Below are 23,761 nucleotides of genomic sequence, written 5' to 3'. Positions count from 1 at the left end.
ATGATGGTGAGCAGCGTAAGGACGAAGAACTGGACCAGGTAGGGCATGGCTCAGGCCGCCATGCTGATGGCGGAGAGCTGGTGGCCAATGGGTCCGCCCCCCGCCAGGGTGCGCCGGCGATGGCTGAAGAAGGCCTGCTCGTCGGCCAGCGTGTCCGCGCCGGCCGTCTCCACCAGCGCGACTCCGGCGGCCCGGAGCCGGGCGGCGCAGTAGCCGGCGAGGTCGAACTGCCAGCGATCCTCCCGCCGGCCCGGGGCGAAGTGCCGCGCATCCCCGGGGTCGCGGGCGAGCACCGCGCCGCGCAGGTCGGGTCCCACCTCGTAGCTCGCCTGGCCGATGCAGGGGCCGACCGCGGCCACCACGCGGGCCCGGCACGCGCCGAGCGCCTCCATGGCGCCGAGCGTCGCCTCGATCACCCCATCCACCGCCCCGCGCCAGCCGGCATGGGCGGCGCCGATGACGCCAGCCTCCGGCTCGGCGAAGAGCACGGGCGCGCAATCGGCGGTGACGATGCCGAGCGCAACGCCCGGCCGCCGCGTCACCATGGCATCGGCCTGCGGCCCCTCGCCCTCGCGCCAGCGGCGCTCATCGACCTCGGCGACGGCGATGCCATGCACCTGCGTCAGCCCGTGCAGCGCCTCCCGCGGCAGGCCGAGCGCATCGGCGGCGCGGCGGCGGTTCTCCCGCACCCGCTCGCGGTCGTCCTGGCCGGAGAGCGAGCAGTTGAGCGCCGCCCAGGGCCCCTCCGACACGCCGCCGCGGCGGGTGAAGAAGCCGTGGCGCAGCCCGGTGACGGCGGCGAGCGCGGGGGTGGTCAGGTATTCGGCGGAACTCATGCTGGCTCGAAGCCCGGAGGAATGGCGAGCCCCGGATGACACAGGCAGAGCGCCTTGAACAGCCGCCCCATCCCCTCCGGCGCCACCAGCCGCTCGGCGCCCGAGAGCAGCAGCCCGGCTTGGCGCGGGTTGGCCCGGGCGAGGATCGCCGCCCGGCTCATCAGCCCGAGCCGCTGGAGGAAGAGGCCCATCGGCAGCGGCCCATGCGTGGCGGCGCCCGCCTCGCGCGCTGCCTCGGCCAGGGCGGGGAAGCGGACATGGGCGGTGATGTCGACGCTGCCCGGCTCGGCCAACGGATCGGCCCGGCCATGCGCCTCCATGGCCTGGAGGCTGTCGCCGAAGCCGGGCTCGGCCGGCCCGTAATCGAGCACCAGCGCCGCCCCGCCCTGGTCGCGCAGCCGCTCGCCGAGATGCCGGGCGATGGCGAGGCTGGCCTCGGAGAGCTCATGGATGGCCCCCTCCGGCGCCGTCCCCGGGAGGGCGGGGGGGGCCTCGGCCGGCTGCTCGACGAAGCCGCCGGCCGCGACGAAGCGTTCGAGCCAGGCCTCCCCGCGCCGGACGAATTGGCGGATCGGCAGGGCATCGAAGAACTCGTTGGCGATGACGATGGCCGGGCCGGGCGGCACCGCCTCCACCCGCTCATGCCAAGTGGCCCCCGGCAGCCGCGCCGCCTGCGCTGCACGCAGCAAAGGCGAGGTCTCGACGAGGTGGACCTCCGCCGCCGCCCGGAAGGCCGGCACCATCTCGCCGATGGCCCTGAGCGCATCCGCCATCAGCGTCCCGCGCCCCGGGCCGAGCTCCACCAGCCGCAGCGGCGCCGGCGCGCCCATCATCTGCCAGGTTACGGCGGCCCAAAGGCCGAGGCATTCGCCGAAGGCCTGCGAGATCTCCGGCGCCGTGGTGAAGTCGCCGACGCGGCCGAAGGGGTCGCGCCCGGCGTAATAAGCCTGCGCCGCGCGGCCCATGAACCGGTCGAGGCGTTCCGGCACGGCTGTTTGCCGGCGCGGCCCCGCCACGCCTCGCGCCTCCGGCTCCCGGCGATCGGACGCGCTCAGGCCACCGCCTCCTGCCGCGGCCTGGCCCGGAGCATGAGGAAGGCGCCGGCCAGGATCATCGGCAGCGACAGCAGCTGACCCATCGTGGCGCCGGCGAAGAGGAAGCCGAGGAAGGCATCCGGCTGGCGGAAGAACTCGCCGACGAAGCGCGCCACGCCGTAGCCGGCGAGGAAGGCGCCGGCGACGAAGCCCCGCCGCGCCCGGATTGCCGGGTTGTGCACCAGCACCTGTAGCAGGATGAAGAGCAGCACGCCCTCCATCCCCGCCTGGTAGAGTTGGCTCGGATGCCGCGGCTCCGGCCCGCCGGTCGGGAAGACCATGGCCCAGGGCACGTCGCTCACTCGCCCCCAGAGCTCGGCATTGATGAAATTCGCCAGCCTGCCGAGGCAGAGGCCGATCGGCACCACCGCCGTCACCCGGTCCGCGAATCCCAGCGGGTCCAGCCGCTCCTGCCGACAGAACAGGAAGATGGCGACGATCACCCCAAGCGCCCCGCCATGGAAGCTCATGCCCCCTTCCCAAACCTTGAGGATGTCGAGGGGATGCGCGAGGTAGTGGTCCGGCCGGTAGAACAGCACATAGCCGAGCCGCCCGCCGAGGATGATGCCGAGCGTCGTCCAGGTGACGAAGTCGTCGATCTGCTGGCGCGTCGCCACCTCCGGCCGCAGCGCCACCAGCCGCCGCGCCAGCCACCAGCCGCCGAGGATGCCAGCGATATAGGCCAGCGCATACCAGCGGATGGCGAGCGGCCCGATCTGCACCAGCACCGGGTCGATGATCGGAAAGGGAAGGGCGAAGAGCATCAGCGATACGGGTCCGGCTGGGTGAGGAAATCCTGCACGGTGCGGCGAACCCCTTCCTCGAGCGGCGTCATCTGGGCGTTGAAGCCCGCGGCGCGCAGCCGGTCCAGCGGCGCCTCGGTGAAATACTGGTACTTGCCGCGCAAATCCCCGGGCATGTCGATGTAGCGGATATCGGCCTCGCGCCCGAGCGCGGCGAACATCGCCTCGACCAGCGCGCGGAAGCTCCGCGCCCGGCCGGAGCCGAGGTTGAACAGGCCGGAGGCCCCCGGGTTGTCCAGCAGCCAGAGCATCACCGCGACGCAGTCGTCGACATGGACGAAGTCTCGCTGCTGCTCGCCATCGGCGATGCCCGTGCGGTCGGAGCGGAACAGCGTCGCCGCCTCGCCCCGCATCACCTGCTGGTATTTGTGAAAGAGGACGCTCGCCATCCGCCCCTTGTGCGCCTCGTTCGGCCCATAGACGTTGAAGAAGCGCAGCCCCGCCCATTGCGGCGGCGCCGGCCGGCCGCGGCGCAGCAGGTCGGCGACGCGGCGGTCGAAGGCGAGCTTCGACCAGCCATAAAGATTGAGGGGGCGGAGCCGCGCCAGCGCCGCGGGCGAGGCATCGTCCTCGAAGCCGAGCGAGCCGTCGCCATAGGTCGCCGCCGAGGAGGCGTAGATGAAGGGGATGCCCCGCGCGGCGCAGACATCCCAGAGCTGAAGGGAGAGGGTGAGGTTGGTCGCCGCCACCAGGTCGCCATCCGTCGCGGTCGTTGCGCTGATGGCGCCGAGATGCAGCACGGCTGCGAGCGGCGGCGCCGAGGCCAGGAACCGGTCCAGCTCCTCCGGCGGCAGGATGCCGGCGATCGGGTGCTTGGCGAGGTTGCGCCATTTCTCGCCCGAGCGCAGCCGGTCGGCCACCATCACCTCCGCCCCGCGGTCACAGAGCGCGGCGACGAGGTTGGAGCCGATGAAACCGGCCCCGCCGGTGACGAGATACATCTCCGCGATCCCCAAAGGCCGGCCCGCCAGATGGCGGCACCGGGCGGCGGGGGGTATAGGCCGCGGCAACGCAGGCTGTGAAGGGGAACGGGTCCATGGACGATACGGGTAGCGGCGGCCGCAAGCGCGGCAGCATGTTCGACGACCTCGCCGGGGTGGCCGGCGGCGCCTTCTCGGCCCTGGCCGGGGTGCGGACCGAGGTGGAGGCCGCGGTGCGCAGCCAGGTGGACCAGATGGTCCAGCGGCTGGAGCTGGTGAAGCGGGAGGAACTGGACGCGGCGATGGAGCTGGCCCGCCGCGCCCGCGAGGCGCAGGAGGCGCTCGAGGCGCGCGTCGCCGCCCTCGAGGCCCAGCTCGGCGGAGGCGCGGAGGCCCCGGCCCCGGCCGAGGCGATGCCCAGCGAGACGTCGCCCAACACCGAGACGCCGCCCAGCGCGTCGGGCGAGCCGCCGCCGATCAGCGGCACGATGAAAAACCCGCCGCCCATCGGCGGCGGCTGAGGGATTTCGGACTGGTCTCGCAACGCCTGCGCAACCGTCGGGCTTGCAGGCGCGTTTGCCCCCTGGGTATCCTAGCCCTGGTGGTCCCGCCCAGCCGATTCACCCAAGATATCGGGTGGGCGGGAGCGCCGCAGACCAGTGAGGAGGTGCGCGATGTCAGGCTTGCTGGCCCTCGAGCGCGAGCATGCGACCAACCCCCTCGATGTCCTCGAACAGATCGTCGCCGCCAACGAGTGGGCTTTCGAGCGCCGCTCGGATGGCGAGATGGCGGCCGAGGCGCCGGGCAAGTGGTGCGATTACGGCCTCTATTTCTCCTGGTCGGCTGAAATCAGCGCCATGAGCTTCTCCTGTGCCTTCGACATGAAGGTGCCGCCGGAGGCCCGCGGCAAGCTCTTCGAGCTGCTGGCGCTGGCGAATGAGAAGCTCTGGATCGGGCATTTCGGCATCGAATCCGAGGAGGGGGTGCCGGTGTTCCGCCACTCCGTGCTGCTGCGCGGCGCCCCGGGGGCGAGCGCCGAGAGCCTCGAGGACATGGTCGACATCGCGCTGACCGAGTGCGAGCGATTCTTCCCGGCCTTCCAGTTCGTCCTCTGGGGTGGGAAGAGCCCGACGGATGCCCTGCAGGCCGCCATGCTGGACTGTGTCGGCGAGGCCTGACAGCTTCTCCCCCTGATTCGCTTGGGGGAGGAAGCCATGAGCGCCGAAGCGCTGCCCCCGCTGCTGCTGGTCGGCTGCGGGAAGATGGGTGGGGCCATGCTGGCCGGCTGGCTGGAGCGGGGCCTCACCGATGCGGTGGTGGTGGAGCCGCATGCCCCTGCCGCCGCACCCTTCGCCGGGCGGGTGACGGTGGTGGAGAGCCCGGCTGCCATCCCGGGGGGCTTCCGCCCCGGCGCGGTGGTGCTCGCCATCAAGCCGCAGGAGGCGGCGGCGACGCTGCCGGCCTTTGCGCCGCTGGCCGAGCCGGAAACCCTGTTCATCTCGATCATGGCCGGGCGCAGCACCGGCGGCATGCGGGCCCTGCTCAGCGAGGGCGCGCGGATCGTCCGCGCCATGCCGAACACCCCGGCCGCCGTCCGCCAGGGCTTCACCGTCGCCTTTCCCGGCCCTGGCGTCGAGGCGGGGCAGCGGGCGCTGGCCGACCGGCTGCTCTCGGCCATCGGCGAGACCGCCTGGGTCGAGGAGGAGGGACTGATCGACCCGGTCACCGCCGTCTCCGGCGGCGGCCCGGCCTATGTCTTCCTCCTCGCCGAGTTGATGGAAGCGGCCGCCATCGAGCAGGGGCTGCCGCCCGGGCTCGCCCGGCGGATGGCCCGGGCCACCGTCGCCGGCTCCGGCGCCCTGCTGGCGGCGAGCGCGGAGGACAGCGCCCAACTGCGGAAGAACGTCACCAGCCCCAAGGGCACGACCGAACGGGCGCTGGCGGTGCTGATGGCGGGCGAGGCCTGGCCGGCGCTGATGTCCCGCGCCATCGCCGCCGCCACCGAGCGTTCACGCGAGCTGGCGGGCTGACCCCTATCCTTCCGCCGCCGGCATCCCCACACTCAGCGCCATGAGCGAGATGCAGGATACCGAGGCGCGGTTGGTCGCCGGCCTCTGGCGCGTGGTCGCCGCGCATGGCTGGGCCGGACTTTCCATGCGGCGGGTCGCCGCCGCCTCAGGCGTCGCCCCGGCCGAGATCAGGCGGCGCTGCCCGACCCCCCACCACCTGCTGATGCTGCACGGCCGCCTGGTCGACCAGGCGGTGCTGGAAGGGGTGGTGCCCGACGCGCCGGACGACAACACCCCGCGCGACCGGGTCTTCGACGTCATCATGCGGCGGGTGGACGCGCTGCAGCCGCACCGCGCCGGCATCCTCCGCCTCATCGAGGACCTGAAGACCGACCCGCTGCTGGCGCTCGCGCTGCTCTCGGCGCTCCCGGGCTCCATGGCCTGGATGCTGGAGGCGGCAGGGCTCGGCTCCGGCGGGATCGCCGGCCTCGCCCGGGCGCAGGGGCTGACGGCGGTCTGGCTGGCGACGCTCCGCGCCTGGGTCCGGGACGACACGGCTGACCTCGGCGCGACGATGGCGGCACTCGATCGCGCGCTCGACCGTGCCGAACAGGTCGCCCGCGCGTTGCGGCTGGAGCCGGGCGACACCACCGGCGCACCGGATGCCTCGATGCTTTGACCGGCCATGGGGCCGGGCCTTAGCTTCCGGTACACGAAACAGGGCGGAGGACGACATGGCAGACCCGATGGGATTCAAGCCGGATACCGACATCATGCGCATGCTGGCGGATTTCCGCCTGCCCGGCATGCCGGATATGGAGGCGCTCGCCGCCGCACAGCGCCGCAACCTCGAAGCGCTCTCCGCCGCCAACCGCGTCGCGCTCGAGGGCGCCCAGGCGGTCGCCCGGCGGCATATGGAAATCCTCCAATCCGCCATGTCGGAGATGACCGAGGCGGTGAAGGCCATCTCCACCCAGGAGAGCCCCCAGGCCAAGGCGGCCCGCCAGACCGAGCTGCTGAAGAGCGCCTATGAAAAGGCCGTTGGCAACATGCGAGAGGTGGCCGACCTCATCCAGAAGTCGAACACCGAGGCGCTGGCCCTGCTCAACACCCGCTTCACCGAGGCGATGGACGAGGTGAAGGCGCTGGTCGCCAAGCAGGGCTGACGCGCGACCGCCGCAGGCCGCCACCACGCGGCAATCCGAAGGCTTGGTGTCCTGCAAGCGAGGCGTGAGGGTTGACCCGCACGCCTCGCGGACAGGCAGGCCGCCGACGGCACGGGCTGGTGGCCCGAGCGCGACATCCGCCGGATCTCGGGATCAGGGCACTAGGGCGTGATCCGGTGATGGCGGGCGGTGCTTCAGGCGCGGGTCGTGACCGCGATGGCCGGCGCCTGCCGCGCCGTCGCCATCCGCCCGGCAGCGCCATAGGCGCCGGAGCCGCTGCGCGGCAGCGCCGCCCTGGCGATGGTCTCGATCACGCGCGACTGGATGGCGATGGCGCGCTCCAGCAGCCGCCGGTTCTCCTCGCCGAGCTGCTGCAGCCGCAGGGTGAGGTCGGAGGCGGTAGCGCGCTGCTCCCCTTCCGCCCGCGTGCCGAGCTTGCGCGTGGTGGCGAAGGCGGCGGCGAAGGCATCCGCCGCCTGCATCTTGGCGGTGGCGAGGCCGGCCGCGCGGGGCAGGTCGAGCGCCGCCAGCGCCTCGTTCTCGGCGCGCAGCGCCTCGGCCAGGCGCTGGCCGGCGGTCAGCAGGGCATCCATCATCGTTGAGCCTCCTCCGTTCGGGCGCCGGCGGCCTGCCAGCGCAGCATTTCCCTGAGCACCGCATCGCCGAGGCCGAAGCCATGGCCGGAGCGGCTGGCGGCCTTCGCCATCTCGTCGACCAGCATGGGCTGCCACTGCGCCTCCGCCGCCCCGCCACCGAAGCGGCCCTTCGGCAGGGTGGCGAAGATCGGCTGCAGCAGCTGGCCGAGCGCCTGGGCCTCGAAGGCCTGGGCGGCGCGGCGGAGCGCCGGCGGGGCCGCAATGGGCGTCATTAGCGCAGCTCCATCTCGGCCTGGAGCGCACCGGCTGCCTTGATCGATTGCAGGATGGTGATCAGGTCGCGCGGCCCGACGCCGAGCGCGTTCAGCCCCCGCACCAGCTCCTGCAGCGACACGCCGCCCGAGAGCAGGCCGATGCGGCGTTGCGCCTGGTCGTCCACCTCGATGGTCGTGCGCGGCACCACCACCGTCTCCCCTTGGGCGAAGGGGTTGGGCTGCGTCACCTGTGGCGTCTCGGTGATGCGGATGGTGAGGTTCCCCTGGGCAATGGCGACCGTCGAGACCCGCACATTCGCCCCCATGACGATGGTGCCCGAAGCCTCCTCGATCACGACCTTCGCCACCTGGTCCGGCTCGACGCGGAGCTGCTCGACCTGGGCGAGGAAGCCGACCGGGTCCCGCCCGACCATCGCCACCGCCACCGTGCGCGGGTCCGTCGCCACGGCCGATGTGCTGCCGGTCGACTGGTTGATGGCCGCGGCGATGCGCCTCGCCGTGGTCCTGTCGGGGTTGCGGAGCGAGAGGCGGATGTTGGGCCGGCCGGCGAGGCTGTAGGGGATCTCCCGCTCGACGATGGCGCCGGAGGCGATGCGCGCGCTGGTCGGCACGCCGCGCTGGATGCTGGTCGCCGCCCCGCGTGCTGCGACCGCGCCGGTGGCGACCGCGCCCTGCGCCACCGCATAGACCTCGCCATCGGCGCCGAGGAGCGGCGTCACCACCAGCGTGCCGCCCTGGAGGTTGGTCGCATCGCCGAGCGCCGAGACGGCAATGTCGATCCGACTGCCCGGCCGGGCGAAGGCCGGCAGGTTGGCCGTCACCATCACCGCGGCGACGTTGCGGGTGTCGAGCCGCGCCTCGTTGTCGCGGGTGTTGACGCCGAGCCGCTCCAGCATGCCGATCAGCGACTGCCGGGTGAAGATCGCCGTGCGCAGCCGGTCGCCGGTGCCGGCGAGGCCAACGACGAGGCCGTAGCCGACGAGCTGGTTGTCCCGCACCCCTTCGACATCGGCGATGTCCTTGATGCGGACGGATTGCGCCGCCGCCGGCCCGGCCAGGAGGAAGGCCAGCGCCAGCACGGCAACACAGGCGATCTTCGCCCTTGCGAAAGTTTTTTCGGCCACGCTGCACCCCGTCGGTCACATCGCTCCCGGCTTCGCAACCGCCATGCCAGGCGCTGCGGGGGCAAGGCCGGCAAGGCTTGCCGGGCAAGGGACCCGGCCTTGCCGCCCGATGGGCAGAAGGAGGTCTGGGATGCAGGGGATCGGCAGGCTCGGCGGCATCGGCGCGGCCGTGCCGGCGCGTGGCAGGGCGCGGGCCGGTGCGGGCGGCTTCCGCCCCGCCGCGGAGGGCGGCGAGGCGGCGCGGGAGGCGGCGGCGGCCGGCGGCATCGCCCCGCTGGGCCTCGGCCTGCTCGCCCTGCAGGAAGGCAGCTCGGGCGCCGAGCGGGATGCGGCGGCGCATCGCCGGGCCACGGATATCCTGGCGGAACTGACGGCGCTGCAATGCGATATGCTCGGCGGCACCCCACCTGATCCGGCGCGGTTGCGCCGCCTGGTGGAGTCGGGGGAGGAGGGGGCCGACCCGACGTTGCGGGAGGTGGTTCAGGGCGTCGTTCTGCGCGCGCAGGTGGAATTGGCACGCCGCGGCCTGGATGACCTTATGGCCTTTGCGTGAAAACCGCCTTCCGCCAGCAATTTGCGGTATCGCAACCCCTTGGCTTCCGACCGGACCCGCCTGTATGGTCCGGCCGCGATCAAGGGGCCGGGCGGCGTGCCTGGGCCCCCAAGCGGAATGGGGCCGTCCAGACAATGCTGATCACCCTCCCGCCCGATTACCGTCCTACGGACGACGAAGAGTTCATGAATCCACGGCAACAGGAGTATTTCCGCCAGAAGCTGCGGCGCTGGCGGCTCGACCTCCTGCGCGAAGCCGGGGACACGCTGGCGAGCCTCTCCGCCGGCGGCATCTCGGAGGCCGACCTGACCGACCGGGCGAGCGTCGAGACCGACCGCGCGCTCGAGCTCCGCACCCGTGACCGGGCGCGCAAGCTCATTTCCAAGATCGACCAGGCGCTGGAGCGGATCGAGAACGGCACCTACGGCTATTGCGAGGAAAGCGGGGAGCCGATCGGCCTCCGCCGCCTCGAGGCCCGGCCGATCGCCACCCTCTCGATCGAGGCGCAGGAGCGCCACGAGCGCATGGAGCGAGTCCACCGCGACGACTAAGGCCAGGGCGTCGGCCGACGCGCCAGCCGGCGCCGATTGACAGCCCCTGCCATGCCGGAGAGGCTCGCGCCTGGGAGGAACCCCATGCGCCCGCTCACCCGGCGTCCCCTGCTGGCCGCGCTGCTCGCGGCCCCGGCCCTTGCCCGGGCGCAGCCGGCTTGGCCGAACCGCCCGGTGCGGGTGGTGGTGCCCTTTCCGCCCGGCGGCTCCAACGATGTCGTGGCGCGGCCCTTGGCGGAGCGGCTGCAGGCGCGGACCGGCCAGCCCTTCGTCGTCGAGAACCGCGGCGGCGCCGGCGGGGCGATCGGCGCCGGCCAGGTCGCGCAGGCGGCGCCGGATGGCTACACGCTGATGGTCACCTCCTCCTCCTTCGCCACCACCGCCATCCTGCAGAAGCCTGGCTGGGACCCGGAGGCGAGCTTCGATGCCGTCGCCCTGCTGGCGCGCGCGCCCTTCTTCATCATGGTCAACCCGGCCCTCCCGGCCCGCAGCGTGCAGGAGCTGGTCGCGCTGGCACGGGCGAGGCCGGGCGGCATCGACTACGCCACCTCCGGCGCGGGCGGGATCAACCACTTCATCTCCGAGTATTTCTGCCAGCGGGCGGGCATCCGCATGAACCATATCCCCTATCGCGGCACCGCGCCGGCGGTGACGGACCTCGTGGCGGGCACCATCCCGGTGATGATCACGACGGTGGCGAGCGCGAATGCCGCCATCCGCGAGGGGCGGGTGCGCGTCATCGCCGCGACCGCCCCCACGAACGGAAACGGGGGCGGCGGGCTGCCGCCGGAGGTGCCGCCGGTGCCGACGGTGCGCGAGGCGGGCATCGACTACGAGGCCGCCATCTGGTGGGGGCTGCTCGCGCCGCACGGCCTGCCGCCGGAGACGCGCGCCGCCATCCATGCGGCGGTGGGCGGCGCGCTCAGCGATGCCAACCTCGCGCGCATCTACGCGGCCGAGGGAGCGACGCCCTCGCCGGTCGGGCCGGGGGAGTTCGCCGCGGTGCTGCATGCCGATCTCGCCCGCTGGCGCGAGGTGGCGCGCGCGGCGGATATCCGCGCCGAATGACGCCGCCTCGCCGCGACTTCGATCTGGGCGCAACCGGGGCGCTGCACGGGCTCCGGGTGCTCGACCTGTCGCGCCTCGTCGCCGGGAACATCCTGACCAAGGTGCTGGCCGACCACGGCGCCGAGGTCATCAAGCTCGAGCCGCCCGAGGGCGACACGCTGCGCGCTTGGCGCATCCGCGGCATCTCCACCACCTGGAAGACGCTGAGCCGCAACAAGCTCTCGGTCTGCCTCGCCCTGCGCGACCCGCGCGCCATCGATGTGGTGAAGCGCCTCGCGGGCGATGCGGCGATGCTGGTGGAGAGCTTCCGCCCTGGCGTGCTCGAGGCGATGGGCCTCGCGCCGGAGGTGCTGCTGGCGATCAACCCGCGCCTCGTCGTCGTGCGCATCAGCGGCTGGGGGCAGGACGGGCCCTACCGGCACAAGCCGGGCTTCGGCACGCTGGTCGAGGGCTATGCCGGCTTCGCCGCGGTCAATGGCTTCGCCGACCGGGAGCCGGTGCTGCCGCCGATGTACATGGCCGACGGCTATGCCGGGCTCTACGGCGCGGCGAGCGCGATGATCGCGCTGCGCCATGCGGAGGCGACGGGGCAGGGGCAGGTGATCGACCAGACGCTCTTCGATCCGATCCATGTGATGATGGAGCCGCAGCACGCCAATTGGCGGCTGACGCGCGAGCTGAAGCCCCGCACCGGCAGCCGCAGCACCAATGCCGTGCCGCGCAACGCCTACCGCACGCGCGACGGCGGCTGGGTCTGCCTGTCCGCCTCGACCCAGGGGATGACGGAGAAGCTGCTGCGCAGCATCGGCCGGCCGGAGCTGATCGAGGATCCGCGCTTCCGCACCAATGCCGACCGGGTGCGGCATGGCGAGGCGCTGGACGCCATCATCGCCGGCTACATCGCCGAGCGGGACCTGGCCGAGGTGCTCGCGCATTTCGACGCGGCGGGCGTCACCATCGGGCCGATCATGGATGCGGCGATGCTCGCCGAGGATGCCTACCTGGCCGAGCGCGAGGCGGTGATCGCCGTGCCGGACGAGGAGATGCCAGAGGGCTGGCTGCCGATGCACGGCATGGTGCCGCGGCTCTCGGCAACGCCCGGCATCCTGGCGCGGCCAGCGCCCCGGCTCGGCGAGCATAACGAGGCGGTGCTCGGCCCGCTGCTCGGCGCGGCGGCGCTGGCGCGGCTGCGCGAGGACGGCGTCCTGCGGGAGGGGTAGGACCCGCTTCCGGAACCATCCGTCCCTCCCGCTGTTGTGCCGGCTGAGCGGGAGGCCCAGGCGATGCGGCTCGGCGGCGAGAGGGAAAGCGGCAATGTCGAGGACCGGCGCGGCAGCGGTGGCGGCGGCGGATTGCCGATCGGCGTCGCGGGCGGCGGGCTCGGCACCATCGCGCTGGTATTGGTGGCCTTGTTCTTCGGCGTCGATCCCTCGGTGATCCTCTCGGGCGGCGGGGCGCCGGAGGCGCCGGTCGCTCGGCAGCAGGGTGCGCCGCCGGATGCGGCGGAGGAGGGGCAGCGGCGCTTCGTCGCCCAGGTCCTGGCGACCACGGAGGACGTCTGGACCGAGGCCTTCCGCAGCGGCGGCAATGCCTATCGGCCGCCCAACCTCGTGCTGTTCAGCGGCACGACGCAGAGCGGCTGCGGCACGGCGCAGACGGCGACGGGGCCTTTCTACTGCCCGCTCGACCAGAAGGTGTATCTCGACCTCGGCTTCTTCCGCGAGATGGAGCGCCGGCTCGGCGCGCCGGGGGATTTCGCCCGCGCCTATGTCATCGCGCATGAGGTCGGGCACCATGTGCAGAACCAGATCGGCGTGCTGCGCCGCGTCGAGGCGCAGCGGCGCGGGATGGGCGAGGCGGAGTCGAACGCGCTGCAGGTGCGGGTGGAGCTGCAGGCGGACTGCTTCGCCGGCGTCTGGGCCAACCGCACGCAGCGCATGCGTCAGGTGCTGGAGCAGGGCGACATCGAGGAAGGGCTGAACGCCGCGGCCGCGGTCGGCGACGACCGGCTGCAGCGGCGCGCGCGCGGCGTGGTGGTGCCGGAGAGCTTCACCCATGGCAGCTCCGCCCAACGTGTGCGCTGGTTCCGCCATGGGCTGGAGGCGGGCGACCCGCGGGCCTGCGACACGTTTGCGGCACAGCCCTGATCGATCCCGCTTGAGGTTGCCGGCGCAACGAACGCTCCAGCCCGCTGTCCGTTAGTGGACCAATGGCGCGCCGCAAGCGGGCCATGACCACAACACGGGAACACGATAATGCGCAAGACAAGCTTCTGCCTGGCGCTGCTGGGCAGCCTTGCCGCCATGCCGGCCCTCGCCCAGACTGCCCCAGACCGCAGCGGCGCCACTGCGCCGGGCGCGCGCGGCGACGCCATGCCGCCCGCGGCCACGACCGTGCCGCCTGCGGCCACCACGGATCAGGGCGCCCGCACCACGCCCGACCCGACTGCCGGCGCCAACGCGCCCAGCGCGCGGACCGAGAGCACGCCGCCCGCCGTCACCATGGACAACGGCACCCGCACCGCGACCGACCCGGCCGCCGGCGCCAACAGCTTCACCGAAGGCCAGGCGCGCAGCCGCATCGAGGCCGCCGGCTTCAGCGGCGTCGACGACCTCAAGAAGGACGACCAGGGCATCTGGCGCGGCCGGGCGATGCGGAATGGCCAGCAGGTCTCCGTCGGGCTCGACTTCCAGGGCAATGTGACGACGCGCTGAACCCTTCGAACAAGATAGGAGATTCCATCATGGCGACACGCACCATCGCGCGTCTTTTCGACAACTACTCCGACGCAGCCGCGGCCGTGCGCGACCTCGAGGCCGCCGGCTTCCCGCATGACGACATCAGCCTCGTCGCCCGCGGCGCCGAGGACAGCTCGACGACGACGCCGACCACCAGCACCACCGACGTCGCCGACAACGGCCCGGGCCACACCGGCGCCGGGACCGGCGCAGGCACGGGTGCCACGCTCGGCACGCTGGTCGGTGGCGGCGCGGGCCTGCTCGCCGGCATCGGCGCGCTAGCGATCCCGGGCCTCGGGCCGATCGTGGCCGCGGGCTGGCTGGTCGCGGCGCTGACCGGCGCCGGCGTCGGCGCAGCAGCGGGCGGCCTGCTCGGCGGGCTGACCCAGGCGGGCCTCGGCGAGGAGCATGCGGCGGCCTATGCCGAGGGCGTGCGGCGCGGCAGCAACCTCGTCACCGTGCGGGCCGACGAGGGCCGCGCGCATGAGATCGACGGCATCCTCGCGCGGCACAATGCGCAGGAGCTCGACGTCTCGTCCGGCCGCTGGGACGAGAGCGGCTGGGTGCGGAATGACGGTGCGCCGCGTGGGGCCGACGACACGATGCCGGCGCGGAGCCCGGCGACCTCGGGGATGACCACTCCCGGGAGCGGCCTCGGTGCCGCGACGGGCATCGGCACCACCACGGCAGCGGGCCAGATGGGCACGCATACCGGGCCGGGCACCCGGACCGATGCGGCGCTCGGCAGCACCGACGGCATGCCGGGCAACCCGCTGGGCACGCAGGCCTCGCGCGGCCTCGACGATGTCGCCGGCACCAATGTCAGCGGCGCGCGGCCGGGCAACGAGGCCGGGCGGTCGACGGGCATGGGCAGCAGCCAGCCGGACGGCACGCCGGGCAACCCGCCGGGCACGCAGGCTTCGCGCGGCTTCGACAAGGTGGCGGGCACCAATGTCAGCGGCGCCCACCCCGAGAACGAGACCAACCCGAACCGGAATCCGAATCCGGCGTCCTAAATCGGTTGGGCCCGTCGCGCGATGACCGCGACGGGCCCGCCGCCATCCGGGCCCTGATGCTCGGCGCCGCCGCTGACGAAGATGTCGGTGCGGCCTATAGCCCCGGCGATGACGCCGCCGACCAGCGCCCGCGCATGGCGCGTCGCGTTGATGTCGCTGTCGTCCCACATGATATGGCCCTGGCCGCGGATGCGACCGGTCGACGAGGGCTCCGCCTTGGCCAGCACGGCGACCAGCCGGCCGGCGGCCGATGCGGCGAGCTGCCCATCCTCCGTCGGCAAGCCGGCGAGGCGGAGGGCGCGGTGCACCGCGGGCAGGTCGATCGCGTCCTGCATCACCGCATGGGCGATGGCGAGGTCCCCGGACCACGCCGTGCTGTTGCCGAGCACGATGATCTCGCAGCGCTCCAGCTCGACGCCCGCCGAGGCGCTGGCGACGGCGGAGTGCCTCTCCCAGTTCCGGCCGATCTCCTCGGGCGCAATGCCGTTAACCTCGCCGAGGGCGAGGGCGACGCCCAGGGCGGAGGCGCCGCGGGAGAGGCCCATCGGGGCATAGGTGTCCTCCGTCGCCACGGGGGCGCGGGCGGCGGCGATGCGCTCCGTCGTCAGCAGCGGGCATTTCACCTGGACATAGTGCGGCTCGGCGATGCCGGCCTCTGCCATCGCCTCGCGCACCGCGGCGGCGACGGCTTCGGTCTGGGCGACGCGGCCGCTCTCCTCCGGGGCGAGGTCGCGGGTGAAGGCGGTGCCGATGGCGAGCGCGCCCCGCGGGTCGGGCGCGTCGCCCTCCCCGACGGCGAGGATGAGGAAATGCGGGGAAAGGCCGCCCTCGGTGCCGCCGGACATGACGAGCGCGACGCGGGCGGCGGCCTCGGCGCCGAGATGGCGGGCCAGCATCAGCGCCAGGGACTGAACGGCATAGGCGCGGGGGAAGTCGTTGACGCAGCCATTGCCCTCGGTCTTGCCGAGGATCGCTACGATGCGCGCGGGGTCCAGCCCTCCGTCGGCGATGAGGGCCTCGATCGCCGCGGTGTCGCCCGGGTGACGCATGGGGAGGCGGTGCAGGGCGGCGCGACGGGGCTTCGGCATGAAGAAGGGACTCCCGGGATGGCGGTTCGGTGGCACCATAGCGGGGAGCAGGAGGTCCTCGCATGGCCGGCACCATCAGCCTCGATGAGCGGGGCTATCGCTTCATCCCCGCCGTTTTCCAGTATTCGGGTGGCGTCGCGGCACTGCCGGGCTGGCGGCTGGAGCGGGTGCGCTTCGCCGAGCCGGTGCCGCTGCGGGCAGGCTTCGGGCGGATAGCCGAGTTCCTGCGCGGCGCGGGGCTGCCGCTGACGGCCTTCTGCGCCTGCGAGCTGCGGTCGCCGGCGCCGTTCAGCGAGGCGGGGTTCCGCAGGTTCAACGAGGTCTATGCGGGCGTGCTCGGCGAGTGGGGCGTGCTGGCCGAGGGGCGGAACCCGGTGGCGCGGAGCAATGTCTGCCCGGAGATCGCGCCGCCCACCGAGCCCGGCTTTCACGCATTCACCTTTGCGCTGCGGGATGCGGGGGCGGGGCCGAGCTTCGTCGTCGCGGGGAGCGGGGAGAGCATCGAGGGCAAGGCGACCTATGCGGAAAGCACCGTCGCCCACCGGGATCTGTCGCCGGCGGGGATCCGGGCCAAGGCCACCTATGTGCTGGGCGAGATGGAGCGGCGGATGGTGGCGCTCGATGCCGATTGGCAGGCGACGACGGGGGTGCAGGTCTACACGGTGCATGACATCCACCCCCTCCTCGGCGACGAGCTTGTGAGGCGAGGGGCGGCGCGGCACGGCGTCACTTGGCAGCATTGCCGGCCGCCGGTGGTCGACCTGGAATACGAGATGGACTGCCGCGGGCTGCCGCTGGAGCGTGTCCTGGCGGCATGACCGGCCTTGCAGGGTTCGCCGGCTTGCGTCCGCCCTGACCTCCGGCCATCCTTGCCGGCCATGACAAGCCGGCAAGGGCGGCCGGGCTGGGGAGGACCATGATGAACCGCAGGATCTTGATCGGCACGGCCCTGGCTGCGCCGGCACTCATCCTCGGCCGCGCCGCCGGGGCGCAGACCCGGCTGCGCTGGGCGCATGTCTACGAGACCAACGAGGCCTACCACACCCAGGCGCTCTGGGCCGCGCAGCAGATCACGCAGCGCACCGGAAACCGCTGGGCGATCGAGGTCTTCCCGGCCTCGGCCCTCGGCAACGAGCCGACGATCAACCAGGGCCTCGCCCTCGGCACGGTGGACCTGATCTACACCGGGGTCGCCTTCGCCGGCGCCACCTACAAGCCGATCTCGATCGGCAATGCGCCCTATGTCTTCCGCGACTACGCGCATTTCGAGGCCTATCGCAAAAGCGACCTGCTGCGCGAGATGATGGCGGGCTATGGCCGGCAGACCGGCCATCAGGCCCTGGCGCTGACCTATTACGGTGAGCGACATGTCACGGCGAACCGTCCCGTCATGAAGCCGGAGGACATGCGCGGGATGAAGCTGCGCGTGCCCCAGGCGCCGATGTTCCTGATGTTCACCCGCAGCGTCGGCGCCAACGCCACGCCGATCGCCTTCGCCGAGGTCTATCTGGCGCTGCAGCAGGGCACCGTGGACGGGCAGGAGAACCCGCTGCCGACCATCCAGGCCAAGAAATTCTACGAGGTGCAGAGCCACATCTCGTTGACCGGGCACATCACCGAGAGCCTCGTCACCGTCGTCTCGGGCAATACCTGGCGGCGGCTGAACGACGCCGACAAGAAGGTGTTCGACGAGGTGCTGCGCGAGGCTTCCGACCGCGCCACGGCGGAAATCCGCGAGGCCGAGCAGGCGCTGCCGCCCTGGTTCGAGCAGCAGGGCAAGACGGTCCTGCGCCCCGACCGCGCCGCCTTCCGCGCCGCAGCCCAGCCGCTGCACAACGACACCGCCGCCGGCGCCGGGTGGACGAAGGAGCAGTACGACCGGCTCCAGGCGATCGGCGCGCGGAGCTGACATGCGCCAGGGCGACACCGACGCGGACAACCTCTTCGCTGAACTCGCCCGCGAGGAGGAGGCCGCGCAGCCCGACCTGCCGGCTGACCTGGCGGTGGAGGACTGGATCAGCGTCGCCCTGTTCTGGACGCTGGCAGCGATCGTCTTCCTGCAGTTCTTCACCCGCTACATCCTGAACAGCAGCCTTTCCTGGACCGAGGAGATCGCGCAGTACCTGCTGATGGTGCTGACCTTCACGGGCAGCGCCATGGCGGCGCGGCGGGGCACGCACATCGCCGTCGAATTCTTCCTCGACAAGCTGCCGGCCGGCGGGCGCCGCCTGACGCTTGCCGTGGTCTCGGCGGTGACGACGGCCTTCTTCGCCGTCTCCATCTGGCTCTGCTGGCAGGTCGCCGAGGCGATGCAGTTCCAGCCGATGATCGCGCTCGGCCAGCCGCTCTCCATCGTCTATTACGGCATCCTGCTCGGCCTCGTGCTCACCACGATCCGCAGCGCGCTGCAGGGCATTGCGCGCTGGCGGGCGGGTGAGCCCGAGGGGCCAAGGGACCCATCGCTCGGCGGGATGAAGCTGTGACGGCGCTGCTCTTCCTCGCCTTCATCGTCATGCTGCTGATCGGCGTGCCGGTGGCCGTCTCGCTCGGCGCCGCGTCGCTGCTCTATGTCTGGGCGGAAGGCGCGCTGCCGCCGCTGGTGGTGCTGCACCGCATGGCCGCGGGCGTGGACAGCTTCCCGCTGCTCGCCGTCCCGTTCTTCGTCATGGCCGGCTCGCTGATGAACAGCGCCGGCATCACCGAGCGCATCTACAGCTTCGCCACCGCCCTGGTCGGCTGGCTGAAGGGCGGGCTCGGCCACGTGAACGTGGTCGGCAGCGTGATATTCGCCGGCATGTCGGGCACCGCGGTCGCCGATGCCGGCGGGCTCGGCACCATCGAGATCAAGGCGATGCGGGACCATGGCTACCCGCTGCCCTTCGCGGTCGGGCTGACCGGGGCCTCGGCCACCATCGGGCCGATCATCCCGCCGTCGCTGCCGATGGTGATCTATGGCGTCATGGCCAATGCCTCGGTCGGGCAGCTCTTCGCGGCGGGGCTTATCCCCGGGCTGGTCATGGCGGCGACGCTGATGGGCGCGGTCGCCGTCACGGCGCATCGCCGCGGCTTCGACCGCGACGCGCAGTTCCGCTGGGCACGGCTGGGCCAGACCGGCCGGCGCGCCTTCCTGCCGATGATGACGCCGGTGCTGCTGGTGGGCGGCATGACCTCGGGCGCCTTCACCCCGACCGAGGCGGCGATCGCGGCGACCTTCTACGCCCTCTTCCTCGGCGCCGTGGTCTATCGGACGCTGACCTGGCGCAGCTTCCTCCGCGTCACGCAGGAGACGATCGAGACCACGGCGGTGGTGCTGCTGATCGTTGCCGGTGCCTCGATCTTCGGCTGGCTCATCACCACGACCCGCGTCACCGAGGGGGTGGCGGGATGGGTGCTCGGCCTCACCACCAACAAATGGCTGGTGCTGCTGCTGGTGAACCTGTTCCTGCTGGTGGTCGGATGCTTCCTCGAGACGATCGCGGCCATCACCATCCTCGTGCCGGTGCTGCTGCCGTTGATGACCCAGCTCGGCGTCGACCCGGTGCATTTCGGCATCATCATGGTCCTGAACCTGATGATCGGCCTGCTGACGCCGCCGGTCGGGATGGTGCTGTTCATCCTCGCCCGCGTCTCCGGCCTGTCCTTCGAGCAGACCATGCGGGCCTGCGCACCCTTCCTGATCCCGCTCTTCATCTGCCTTGGCCTCGTGACCTACTGGGAGAGCATGGTCATGTGGCTGCCGGTGGCGATCTACCGGTAGGGGGCGTCAGGCAGCCCGGAGCCAACCCTGGGCGCCGCGCCCCACTGCCTCCCCCACCAGCAGCAGGGCGGGGCCGCCGGTGACCCAGGCCGGGGCCTCCGTGGCGATGCTGTTGAGCGTGCCGCGGAGCACGCGCTGCTGCGGCGTGCCGCCGCGCTCGATGACGGCGGCGGGCATGGCAGGCGACATGCCATCGGCGACGAGGGCGTCGCGCAGCGGCGCGAGGGTGCTGATGCCCATGTAGATCGCCAGCGTCTGGCCGGGCTGGACCAGGCCGCGGACATCGACCCCGCCGTCCCGCCGGTGGCCGGTGACGAAGGTGACGGCGCGGGCGGCGTCGCGATGGGTCAGCGGGATGCCGGCGCCGGCGGCGCAGGCGAGTGCTGCGGTGACGCCGGGGACGACCTCGCAGGGGATGCCGGCCTCGGCCAGGGCCTCCGCCTCCTCGCCGCCGCGGCCGAAGACCAGCGGGTCGCCGCCCTTGAGGCGTACCACGCGGCGGCCCTCGCGGGCGAGGCGGATGAGGAGGGCGTTGATGTCCTCCTGCTTCATGCAGTGGTTGGCGCGGGCCTTGCCGACGAAGATGCGCTCGGCATCGCGGCGGGCCATCTCCAGCACGGCCTCGGTGCCCAAGCGGTCATGGACGATCACATCGGCCTCGCCGAGGAGGCGGAGGGCGCGGAGGGTGAGGAGGTCGGCGGCACCGGGGCCGGCGCCGACCAGGTGGACGATGCCGCCAGGGCGCGCCTCGGCGGCATCGAGGGCGGTGGCGAAGGCGGCGTCGGCCTCGGCGTCGCGGCCCGCCAGGGCCAGCTCGGCGGGAGGGCCGGCCAGCGCCGCCTCGAGGAAGCGGCGGCGGGCCGGGAGGTCGGGGAGGCGGGCGCGGACGGCCGACTTGAAGCGCTCGGCGAGCGCTGCGATGCGGCCGAGGGTCGGGGGGAGGATCGCCTCGATCCTCTGGCGGACCATGCGGGCGAGGACGGGGGCGGCGCCGCCGGTCGAGACGGCGATAGTGACGGGCGCGCGATCGATGATCGCCGGCATCAGCGCGGTGCAGAGCGCGGGGCGGTCGACGACGTTAACCGGAATCCCCCGCGCACGGCAGGCGGCGGCCAGGGCCTGCAGCTCCGCTTCCGGGGCATCGGCGCCGATGGCGAGGGGGCAGCCCTCCAACAGGGCCTCGTCGAAGCGGGCGGCGAAGCGGATCTCGGCGCCGGCGGCGCGGAGCGGCTCCGCCTTGCGCTCCGCCACTTCGCCCGTGCCGAGGACCAGCACCGGCCGGGCCTGGAGGTCGAGGAAGACGGGGAAATGCTGCATCAGGCGGGTTCCGGCACCGGGGCTTTGGCGAGCAGGGCGGCGATCTCCGGGCGGCAGGAGCCGCAGCCCGTGCCAGCCCGCGTCGCCTCGCCGACCAGGGCCGGGGTGTTAGCACCGCAGGCGATGGCTGCGCAGATGCTGGATTCGGCGATGCCGTGGCAGACGCAGATGGTGGGCGAGGGGGCGGGGCCGTCGGCCTGGGCGCCGGCGAGCAGGGCGCGGCGGGCGGCGCTGCCGATGGCGGGCTCGGCAAAGAGGGAGAGGAGCCAGGCGCGGGGCGGCGGCGCGGAGGGGCCGGGCGCCAGGAAGAGGCAGGCGAGGAGGCGACCCTCGCGCAGTAGCGCGGCGCGGTGGAGGCCGGCGGCGGGGTCCTCGAGCAGGACTCAGGCGGCGGCGGGTTCTTCGACCAGGCCGCGCAGGCGGTCGAAGGCGTCCGCCGGCGGCTCGATGCCCGCGAGCTCGTGGCGGAAGAGGGCGGGGGGCGGCGGGGATTAAGGCGGTCCAGGCGGCGAGTCCGGCGCCGAGGCTGCGCCGGGCGAGGAGGAAGCCGTGCCAGCCCATCGGCGCGGGGCGCAGGCGGACCGGGGTATGCTTCAGCTCGGGCTGGCCGCTGATGGGGTCCACCGCCGGGTTGACCGAAGCGTTTATGCGGGCGGCGGGGGCGAAGCGGGCGGTCCAATGCATCGGCGCGAAGACGGTGCCGCGGGCCATCCCCGGCTCGTGGCGGAGGCGGAGGGTGGCGCTGCCCCAGGGGCTCTCGATCCGGGCGAGGCTGCCATCCGCCAGACCGGCTGCATTGGCGCGGTGGATGACGGCCGTCGGCTCCGGCGTGTGGGCCATGAGGCGGGGGACCGGGCCCGTTCCGCGTCATCGTGTGCCACTGGTCACGGAGGCGGCCGGTCAGCAGGACGAGGGGGTCGGAGGCGCCGGTCGGGTTGGCCGGGGGGCGGTAGGGGGTGGGTACGAAGCGGGCGGCGGGGGCAAGGCGGTCGCCCTGCGTGCCGCGGCCGGCGACGGGCCAGCGGGTCGGCAGCATCGCATCGTATTCGGCATCGGTGAGGTCGGCGAGGCCGGTGAGGTCGAAGGCGCGCGGGGCCGGGCGGGCGAGGCCGGTCAGGCCAGCATGCTCGTGGAAGATCGCGGCCGGGCCGGTCCAGGCGAAGGCCTCGGCCCAGCCGAGGCGGGCGGCCACTTGGGCGATCGCCTACCAGTCCGGACGGGCCTCGCCGGGCGGGGCGCGGAAGGCGCGCTGGCGGCTGATGACGCGCTCGCTGTTGGTGACCGTGCCGCACTTCTCGCCCCAGCCGAGGGCGGGGAGGCGGATGCGGGCGAGGTCCATCGTGTCGCTCTCGCGGCTGCAGTCGGAGGCGACGAGGCAGGGGGTACGGCGCAGCGCCTCGCGGACCGCGCCGGCATCGGGGAGCGAGATGGCAGGGTTGGTCGCCATCACCCAAAGGGCGCCGATGCGGCCCTCGCCCGCGGCCCGGAACAGGTCGACGGCTTTGAGGCTTGGGCCGGCGGCGAGGTTGGGGGCGCGCCAGTAGTCGCGGAGGGAGGCGGGCTCGGCGGGCCGGTCCCAGTCGAGATGGCCGGCGAGGGTGGTGGCCAGCGCGCCGACCTCGCGGCCACCCATGGCGTTGGGCTGGCCGGTGATGCTGAAGAGGCCTGAGCCGTGCTGGCCGATGCGGCCAGCGAGGAGATGGCAGTTGATGATGGCGTTGGCCTTGTCCGTCGCGGCGGAGGACTGGTTGGCGTCCTGGCTGAACAGCGTGACGCTGCGGGGGGTCGCCGCGAACCAGTCGAGGAAGGTGGCGAGCAGGCCGGCGTCGAGGCCGGTCTCGCCATCGGCGGCGGCGAGGGTGCCGGCGAGGCCGGGGGCGTCGCTGCGGAAGCCCCGCGCGTGGAGATGGCGGAGCAGGGTGTTGAAGAGGGCGACGTCGCGGCCGGGGGCGATGGGCAGATGCAGGTCGGCGCCCTCGCAGGAGGCAGTGCGGCGGGGGTCGACCACCACGAGGCGCATGCCGGGGCGGGCGGCGCGGGCCGCCTGAAGGCGCTGGTGGAGGATGGGGTGGCACCAGGCGAGGTTGCTGCCGACGAGGATGACGAGGTCGGCCAGCTCCAGATCCTCGTAGATCCCGGGCACGAAGTCCTCGCCGAAGGCGCGGCGGTGGCCGGCGACGGCGCTCGCCATGCAGAGGCGGGAGTTGCTTTCGATGTTACCGGTGCCAAGGAAGCCTTTGGCGAGCTTGTTGGCGACGTAGTAGTCCTCGGTCAGCAGCTGGCCGGACACGTAGAGGGCGGTACCGGCGGGGCCGTGTTCGGCCAGCGCCCGGCGGAAGCCTTCCGCCACGGCGTCCAGGGCGGCGTCCCAGCTGGCGCGCTTGCCGTCGACCTCGGGGTGGAGGAGGCGGCCGGGCTGGTCGAGCGTCTCGCCCAGGGCCGTGCCCTTGCTGCGGAGGCGGCCCCGGTTGGCGGGGTGGTCCGGGTCGCCACGCACCGTGCCGTCAGCGGTGGCGAGGACGCCGCAGCCGACGCCGCAATAGGGGCAAGTGGTACGCGTCTCGGCCATGGGGATGCGCCCCTCGTGAGCGGGCTGGGTGCTGCGCTTCCGCGGCCATGCTGCGGAAGGCGGTGCAGGATCCTGGGCATGCACGAAGGCCGCGACGCGGCGTCGGCAGTGTCAGGTGGGCTAGTAGACGTCGCGCTGATAGCTGTGCTGCCGGGCCAGCGCGACGATCCAGTCGCGGACCTGGTCGGCATTCATGCCGCCCTGCCGCATGGCGACCTGGCGCAGCGCGGCATCGACATCCTTCGCCATGCGCGCGGCGTCGCCGCAGACATAGACATGCG

General features: G+C 72.9%; 29 protein-coding genes. 16 read left to right on the top strand and 13 right to left on the bottom strand.

Features of this window, described 5'->3' with window-relative positions:
- Positions 1 to 50: 50 nt before the first annotated feature.
- From pgeF to rfaD, 4 genes are all read right to left on the bottom strand, one after another.
- Positions 51 to 836: a peptidoglycan editing factor PgeF gene (gene pgeF, locus AC5JJ1_RS01140; protein WP_495783268.1), complete on the bottom strand. Its 786-nt coding sequence runs from the start codon at positions 834 to 836 to the stop codon at positions 51 to 53.
- The gene (locus AC5JJ1_RS01135; RefSeq protein ID WP_495783417.1) at positions 833 to 1,801 is read right to left on the bottom strand and encodes a class I SAM-dependent methyltransferase; all 969 of its coding nucleotides are present in this window, start codon (positions 1,799 to 1,801) and stop codon (positions 833 to 835) included. The genes pgeF and AC5JJ1_RS01135 overlap by 4 nt, the downstream gene beginning before the upstream one ends.
- An 86-nt stretch (positions 1,802 to 1,887) precedes the next feature.
- On the bottom strand, positions 1,888 to 2,694 hold the full coding sequence (gene lgt, locus AC5JJ1_RS01130) for a prolipoprotein diacylglyceryl transferase (RefSeq protein ID WP_495783267.1): 807 nt from the start codon (positions 2,692 to 2,694) through the stop codon (positions 1,888 to 1,890).
- The gene (gene rfaD / locus AC5JJ1_RS01125; RefSeq protein ID WP_495783266.1) at positions 2,694 to 3,674 is read right to left on the bottom strand and encodes an ADP-glyceromanno-heptose 6-epimerase; all 981 of its coding nucleotides are present in this window, start codon (positions 3,672 to 3,674) and stop codon (positions 2,694 to 2,696) included. Before rfaD ends, lgt begins: the two co-directional genes overlap by 1 nt.
- Positions 3,675 to 3,769: 95 nt before the next feature.
- On the opposite strand from rfaD, the gene AC5JJ1_RS01120 reads away from it, so the two are divergent.
- The 5 genes from AC5JJ1_RS01120 to AC5JJ1_RS01100 all read left to right on the top strand — a co-directional run bounded on the left by AC5JJ1_RS01120 (position 3,770) and on the right by AC5JJ1_RS01100 (position 6,828).
- A complete protein-coding gene (locus AC5JJ1_RS01120) occupies positions 3,770 to 4,174 on the top strand; it encodes an accessory factor UbiK family protein (protein ID WP_495783265.1) in 405 nt (134 codons plus the stop codon).
- Positions 4,175 to 4,327: 153 nt separating this feature from the next.
- Positions 4,328 to 4,831 (top strand): type III secretion system chaperone family protein, encoded by a 504-nt coding sequence (locus tag AC5JJ1_RS01115; RefSeq protein ID WP_495783264.1) that lies wholly within the window; start codon positions 4,328 to 4,330, stop codon positions 4,829 to 4,831.
- Between the two features lie 36 nt (positions 4,832 to 4,867).
- Entirely contained in the window at positions 4,868 to 5,683 is an 816-nt protein-coding gene (gene proC / locus AC5JJ1_RS01110; protein ID WP_495783263.1) for a pyrroline-5-carboxylate reductase, read from the top strand.
- A gap of 40 nt (positions 5,684 to 5,723) precedes the next feature.
- On the top strand, positions 5,724 to 6,341 hold the full coding sequence (locus tag AC5JJ1_RS01105) for a TetR family transcriptional regulator (protein ID WP_495783262.1): 618 nt from the start codon (positions 5,724 to 5,726) through the stop codon (positions 6,339 to 6,341).
- 55 nt (positions 6,342 to 6,396) lie between these two features.
- Positions 6,397 to 6,828 (top strand): phasin family protein, encoded by a 432-nt coding sequence (locus AC5JJ1_RS01100; protein WP_495783261.1) that lies wholly within the window; start codon positions 6,397 to 6,399, stop codon positions 6,826 to 6,828.
- 194 nt (positions 6,829 to 7,022) lie between these two features.
- Here AC5JJ1_RS01100 and AC5JJ1_RS01095 read toward each other — a convergent pair whose 3' ends face one another.
- Genes AC5JJ1_RS01095 through AC5JJ1_RS01085 form a run of 3 tightly spaced genes read right to left on the bottom strand, consistent with a single transcriptional unit; the run spans position 7,023 to position 8,823 of the window.
- Positions 7,023 to 7,424 (bottom strand): hypothetical protein, encoded by a 402-nt coding sequence (locus AC5JJ1_RS01095; protein WP_495783260.1) that lies wholly within the window; start codon positions 7,422 to 7,424, stop codon positions 7,023 to 7,025.
- Entirely contained in the window at positions 7,421 to 7,696 is a 276-nt protein-coding gene (locus AC5JJ1_RS01090; RefSeq protein WP_495783259.1) for a rod-binding protein, read from the bottom strand. Before AC5JJ1_RS01090 ends, AC5JJ1_RS01095 begins: the two co-directional genes overlap by 4 nt.
- Complete coding sequence (locus AC5JJ1_RS01085; protein WP_495783258.1) at positions 7,696 to 8,823, bottom strand: flagellar basal body P-ring protein FlgI; 1,128 nt, start codon at positions 8,821 to 8,823, stop codon at positions 7,696 to 7,698. Before AC5JJ1_RS01085 ends, AC5JJ1_RS01090 begins: the two co-directional genes overlap by 1 nt.
- 130 nt (positions 8,824 to 8,953) lie before the next feature.
- On the opposite strand from AC5JJ1_RS01085, the gene AC5JJ1_RS01080 reads away from it, so the two are divergent.
- The 7 genes from AC5JJ1_RS01080 (at position 8,954) to AC5JJ1_RS01050 (ending at position 14,749) form a co-directional block, all read left to right on the top strand.
- Positions 8,954 to 9,376 carry a flagellar assembly protein FliX gene (locus AC5JJ1_RS01080; protein ID WP_495783257.1) on the top strand — a complete coding sequence of 141 codons (423 nt, stop codon included), beginning with the start codon at positions 8,954 to 8,956 and terminating at the stop codon, positions 9,374 to 9,376.
- A gap of 134 nt (positions 9,377 to 9,510) precedes the next feature.
- The gene (dksA, locus tag AC5JJ1_RS01075) at positions 9,511 to 9,927 is read left to right on the top strand and encodes an RNA polymerase-binding protein DksA (RefSeq protein WP_495749275.1); all 417 of its coding nucleotides are present in this window, start codon (positions 9,511 to 9,513) and stop codon (positions 9,925 to 9,927) included.
- 84 nt (positions 9,928 to 10,011) lie between these two features.
- Positions 10,012 to 10,995 (top strand): tripartite tricarboxylate transporter substrate-binding protein, encoded by a 984-nt coding sequence (locus AC5JJ1_RS01070; protein ID WP_495783256.1) that lies wholly within the window; start codon positions 10,012 to 10,014, stop codon positions 10,993 to 10,995.
- The gene (locus tag AC5JJ1_RS01065; RefSeq protein ID WP_495783255.1) at positions 10,992 to 12,215 is read left to right on the top strand and encodes a CaiB/BaiF CoA transferase family protein; all 1,224 of its coding nucleotides are present in this window, start codon (positions 10,992 to 10,994) and stop codon (positions 12,213 to 12,215) included. The genes AC5JJ1_RS01070 and AC5JJ1_RS01065 overlap by 4 nt, the downstream gene beginning before the upstream one ends.
- Positions 12,216 to 12,278: 63 nt before the next feature.
- Positions 12,279 to 13,142, top strand: coding sequence for a KPN_02809 family neutral zinc metallopeptidase (gene ypfJ, locus AC5JJ1_RS01060; RefSeq protein ID WP_495783254.1), 864 nt, complete (start codon positions 12,279 to 12,281; stop codon positions 13,140 to 13,142).
- Between the two features lie 108 nt (positions 13,143 to 13,250).
- A complete protein-coding gene (locus tag AC5JJ1_RS01055) occupies positions 13,251 to 13,709 on the top strand; it encodes a hypothetical protein (protein WP_495783253.1) in 459 nt (152 codons plus the stop codon).
- Positions 13,710 to 13,738: 29 nt separating this feature from the next.
- Positions 13,739 to 14,749 carry a hypothetical protein gene (locus tag AC5JJ1_RS01050; protein WP_495783252.1) on the top strand — a complete coding sequence of 337 codons (1,011 nt, stop codon included), beginning with the start codon at positions 13,739 to 13,741 and terminating at the stop codon, positions 14,747 to 14,749.
- Here AC5JJ1_RS01050 and atzD read toward each other — a convergent pair.
- Positions 14,746 to 15,837 carry a cyanuric acid amidohydrolase gene (gene atzD / locus AC5JJ1_RS01045; RefSeq protein ID WP_495783251.1) on the bottom strand — a complete coding sequence of 364 codons (1,092 nt, stop codon included), beginning with the start codon at positions 15,835 to 15,837 and terminating at the stop codon, positions 14,746 to 14,748. The two genes, AC5JJ1_RS01050 and atzD, sit on opposite strands and share 4 nt — an antisense overlap.
- A gap of 62 nt (positions 15,838 to 15,899) precedes the next feature.
- Between atzD and cnbZ the strand changes: the two genes are divergently transcribed.
- The 4 genes from cnbZ to AC5JJ1_RS01025 all read left to right on the top strand — a co-directional run bounded on the left by cnbZ (position 15,900) and on the right by AC5JJ1_RS01025 (position 19,594).
- Complete coding sequence (gene cnbZ / locus AC5JJ1_RS01040) at positions 15,900 to 16,655, top strand: 2-amino-5-chloromuconate deaminase CnbZ (RefSeq protein WP_495783250.1); 756 nt, start codon at positions 15,900 to 15,902, stop codon at positions 16,653 to 16,655.
- A gap of 98 nt (positions 16,656 to 16,753) precedes the next feature.
- Entirely contained in the window at positions 16,754 to 17,746 is a 993-nt protein-coding gene (locus AC5JJ1_RS01035) for a sialic acid TRAP transporter substrate-binding protein SiaP (protein ID WP_495783249.1), read from the top strand.
- A gap of 1 nt (position 17,747) precedes the next feature.
- Entirely contained in the window at positions 17,748 to 18,320 is a 573-nt protein-coding gene (locus tag AC5JJ1_RS01030; protein WP_495783248.1) for a TRAP transporter small permease, read from the top strand.
- Complete coding sequence (locus tag AC5JJ1_RS01025) at positions 18,317 to 19,594, top strand: TRAP transporter large permease (protein WP_495783247.1); 1,278 nt, start codon at positions 18,317 to 18,319, stop codon at positions 19,592 to 19,594. Before AC5JJ1_RS01030 ends, AC5JJ1_RS01025 begins: the two co-directional genes overlap by 4 nt.
- A 6-nt stretch (positions 19,595 to 19,600) precedes the next feature.
- Here the strand turns inward: AC5JJ1_RS01025 and cysG are convergent, their stop codons facing one another.
- The 5 genes from cysG to AC5JJ1_RS01000 form a co-directional block, all read right to left on the bottom strand.
- Positions 19,601 to 20,911: a siroheme synthase CysG gene (gene cysG / locus AC5JJ1_RS01020; RefSeq protein ID WP_495783246.1), complete on the bottom strand. Its 1,311-nt coding sequence runs from the start codon at positions 20,909 to 20,911 to the stop codon at positions 19,601 to 19,603.
- A complete protein-coding gene (locus tag AC5JJ1_RS01015; RefSeq protein ID WP_495783416.1) occupies positions 20,911 to 21,036 on the bottom strand; it encodes a (2Fe-2S)-binding protein in 126 nt (41 codons plus the stop codon). The genes cysG and AC5JJ1_RS01015 overlap by 1 nt, the downstream gene beginning before the upstream one ends.
- Complete coding sequence (locus AC5JJ1_RS01010; RefSeq protein WP_495783245.1) at positions 21,020 to 21,751, bottom strand: molybdopterin dinucleotide binding domain-containing protein; 732 nt, start codon at positions 21,749 to 21,751, stop codon at positions 21,020 to 21,022. Before AC5JJ1_RS01010 ends, AC5JJ1_RS01015 begins: the two co-directional genes overlap by 17 nt.
- A 364-nt stretch (positions 21,752 to 22,115) precedes the next feature.
- Positions 22,116 to 23,480 (bottom strand): molybdopterin-dependent oxidoreductase, encoded by a 1,365-nt coding sequence (locus tag AC5JJ1_RS01005; protein WP_495783244.1) that lies wholly within the window; start codon positions 23,478 to 23,480, stop codon positions 22,116 to 22,118.
- Between the two features lie 120 nt (positions 23,481 to 23,600).
- A complete protein-coding gene (locus AC5JJ1_RS01000; RefSeq protein WP_495783243.1) occupies positions 23,601 to 23,729 on the bottom strand; it encodes a hypothetical protein in 129 nt (42 codons plus the stop codon).
- Positions 23,730 to 23,761 lie beyond the last annotated feature (32 nt).

The sequence above is a fragment of the Belnapia sp. genome (assembly GCF_059504005.1).
Note: the sequence above shows the minus strand (reverse complement) of the source record. Positions and strands in the feature narration are given on the sequence as shown.

What these genes read in the sequence shown, in the direction of transcription:
- ypfJ (WP_495783254.1), top strand. Translation starts at nt 12,279, where the DNA reads ATGCGGCTCGGCGGCGAGAGGGAAAGCGGCAATGTCGAGGACCGGCGC.
- cysG (WP_495783246.1), bottom strand. Translation starts at nt 20,911, where the DNA reads ATGCAGCATTTCCCCGTCTTCCTCGACCTCCAGGCCCGGCCGGTGCTG.
- pgeF (WP_495783268.1), bottom strand. Translation starts at nt 836, where the DNA reads ATGAGTTCCGCCGAATACCTGACCACCCCCGCGCTCGCCGCCGTCACC.
- lgt (WP_495783267.1), bottom strand. Translation starts at nt 2,694, where the DNA reads ATGCTCTTCGCCCTTCCCTTTCCGATCATCGACCCGGTGCTGGTGCAG.
- dksA (WP_495749275.1), top strand. Translation starts at nt 9,511, where the DNA reads ATGCTGATCACCCTCCCGCCCGATTACCGTCCTACGGACGACGAAGAG.
- AC5JJ1_RS01055 (WP_495783253.1), top strand. Translation starts at nt 13,251, where the DNA reads ATGCGCAAGACAAGCTTCTGCCTGGCGCTGCTGGGCAGCCTTGCCGCC.
- proC (WP_495783263.1), top strand. Translation starts at nt 4,868, where the DNA reads ATGAGCGCCGAAGCGCTGCCCCCGCTGCTGCTGGTCGGCTGCGGGAAG.
- AC5JJ1_RS01010 (WP_495783245.1), bottom strand. Translation starts at nt 21,751, where the DNA reads ATGGCCCACACGCCGGAGCCGACGGCCGTCATCCACCGCGCCAATGCA.
- AC5JJ1_RS01050 (WP_495783252.1), top strand. Translation starts at nt 13,739, where the DNA reads ATGGCGACACGCACCATCGCGCGTCTTTTCGACAACTACTCCGACGCA.
- AC5JJ1_RS01065 (WP_495783255.1), top strand. Translation starts at nt 10,992, where the DNA reads ATGACGCCGCCTCGCCGCGACTTCGATCTGGGCGCAACCGGGGCGCTG.
- rfaD (WP_495783266.1), bottom strand. Translation starts at nt 3,674, where the DNA reads ATGTATCTCGTCACCGGCGGGGCCGGTTTCATCGGCTCCAACCTCGTC.
- cnbZ (WP_495783250.1), top strand. Translation starts at nt 15,900, where the DNA reads ATGGCCGGCACCATCAGCCTCGATGAGCGGGGCTATCGCTTCATCCCC.
- AC5JJ1_RS01100 (WP_495783261.1), top strand. Translation starts at nt 6,397, where the DNA reads ATGGCAGACCCGATGGGATTCAAGCCGGATACCGACATCATGCGCATG.
- atzD (WP_495783251.1), bottom strand. Translation starts at nt 15,837, where the DNA reads ATGCCGAAGCCCCGTCGCGCCGCCCTGCACCGCCTCCCCATGCGTCAC.
- AC5JJ1_RS01080 (WP_495783257.1), top strand. Translation starts at nt 8,954, where the DNA reads ATGCAGGGGATCGGCAGGCTCGGCGGCATCGGCGCGGCCGTGCCGGCG.
- AC5JJ1_RS01120 (WP_495783265.1), top strand. Translation starts at nt 3,770, where the DNA reads ATGGACGATACGGGTAGCGGCGGCCGCAAGCGCGGCAGCATGTTCGAC.
- AC5JJ1_RS01115 (WP_495783264.1), top strand. Translation starts at nt 4,328, where the DNA reads ATGTCAGGCTTGCTGGCCCTCGAGCGCGAGCATGCGACCAACCCCCTC.
- AC5JJ1_RS01035 (WP_495783249.1), top strand. Translation starts at nt 16,754, where the DNA reads ATGATGAACCGCAGGATCTTGATCGGCACGGCCCTGGCTGCGCCGGCA.
- AC5JJ1_RS01030 (WP_495783248.1), top strand. Translation starts at nt 17,748, where the DNA reads ATGCGCCAGGGCGACACCGACGCGGACAACCTCTTCGCTGAACTCGCC.
- AC5JJ1_RS01105 (WP_495783262.1), top strand. Translation starts at nt 5,724, where the DNA reads ATGAGCGAGATGCAGGATACCGAGGCGCGGTTGGTCGCCGGCCTCTGG.
- AC5JJ1_RS01005 (WP_495783244.1), bottom strand. Translation starts at nt 23,480, where the DNA reads ATGGCCGAGACGCGTACCACTTGCCCCTATTGCGGCGTCGGCTGCGGC.
- AC5JJ1_RS01135 (WP_495783417.1), bottom strand. Translation starts at nt 1,801, where the DNA reads ATGGGCCGCGCGGCGCAGGCTTATTACGCCGGGCGCGACCCCTTCGGC.
- AC5JJ1_RS01090 (WP_495783259.1), bottom strand. Translation starts at nt 7,696, where the DNA reads ATGACGCCCATTGCGGCCCCGCCGGCGCTCCGCCGCGCCGCCCAGGCC.
- AC5JJ1_RS01070 (WP_495783256.1), top strand. Translation starts at nt 10,012, where the DNA reads ATGCGCCCGCTCACCCGGCGTCCCCTGCTGGCCGCGCTGCTCGCGGCC.
- AC5JJ1_RS01095 (WP_495783260.1), bottom strand. Translation starts at nt 7,424, where the DNA reads ATGATGGATGCCCTGCTGACCGCCGGCCAGCGCCTGGCCGAGGCGCTG.
- AC5JJ1_RS01000 (WP_495783243.1), bottom strand. Translation starts at nt 23,729, where the DNA reads ATGGCGAAGGATGTCGATGCCGCGCTGCGCCAGGTCGCCATGCGGCAG.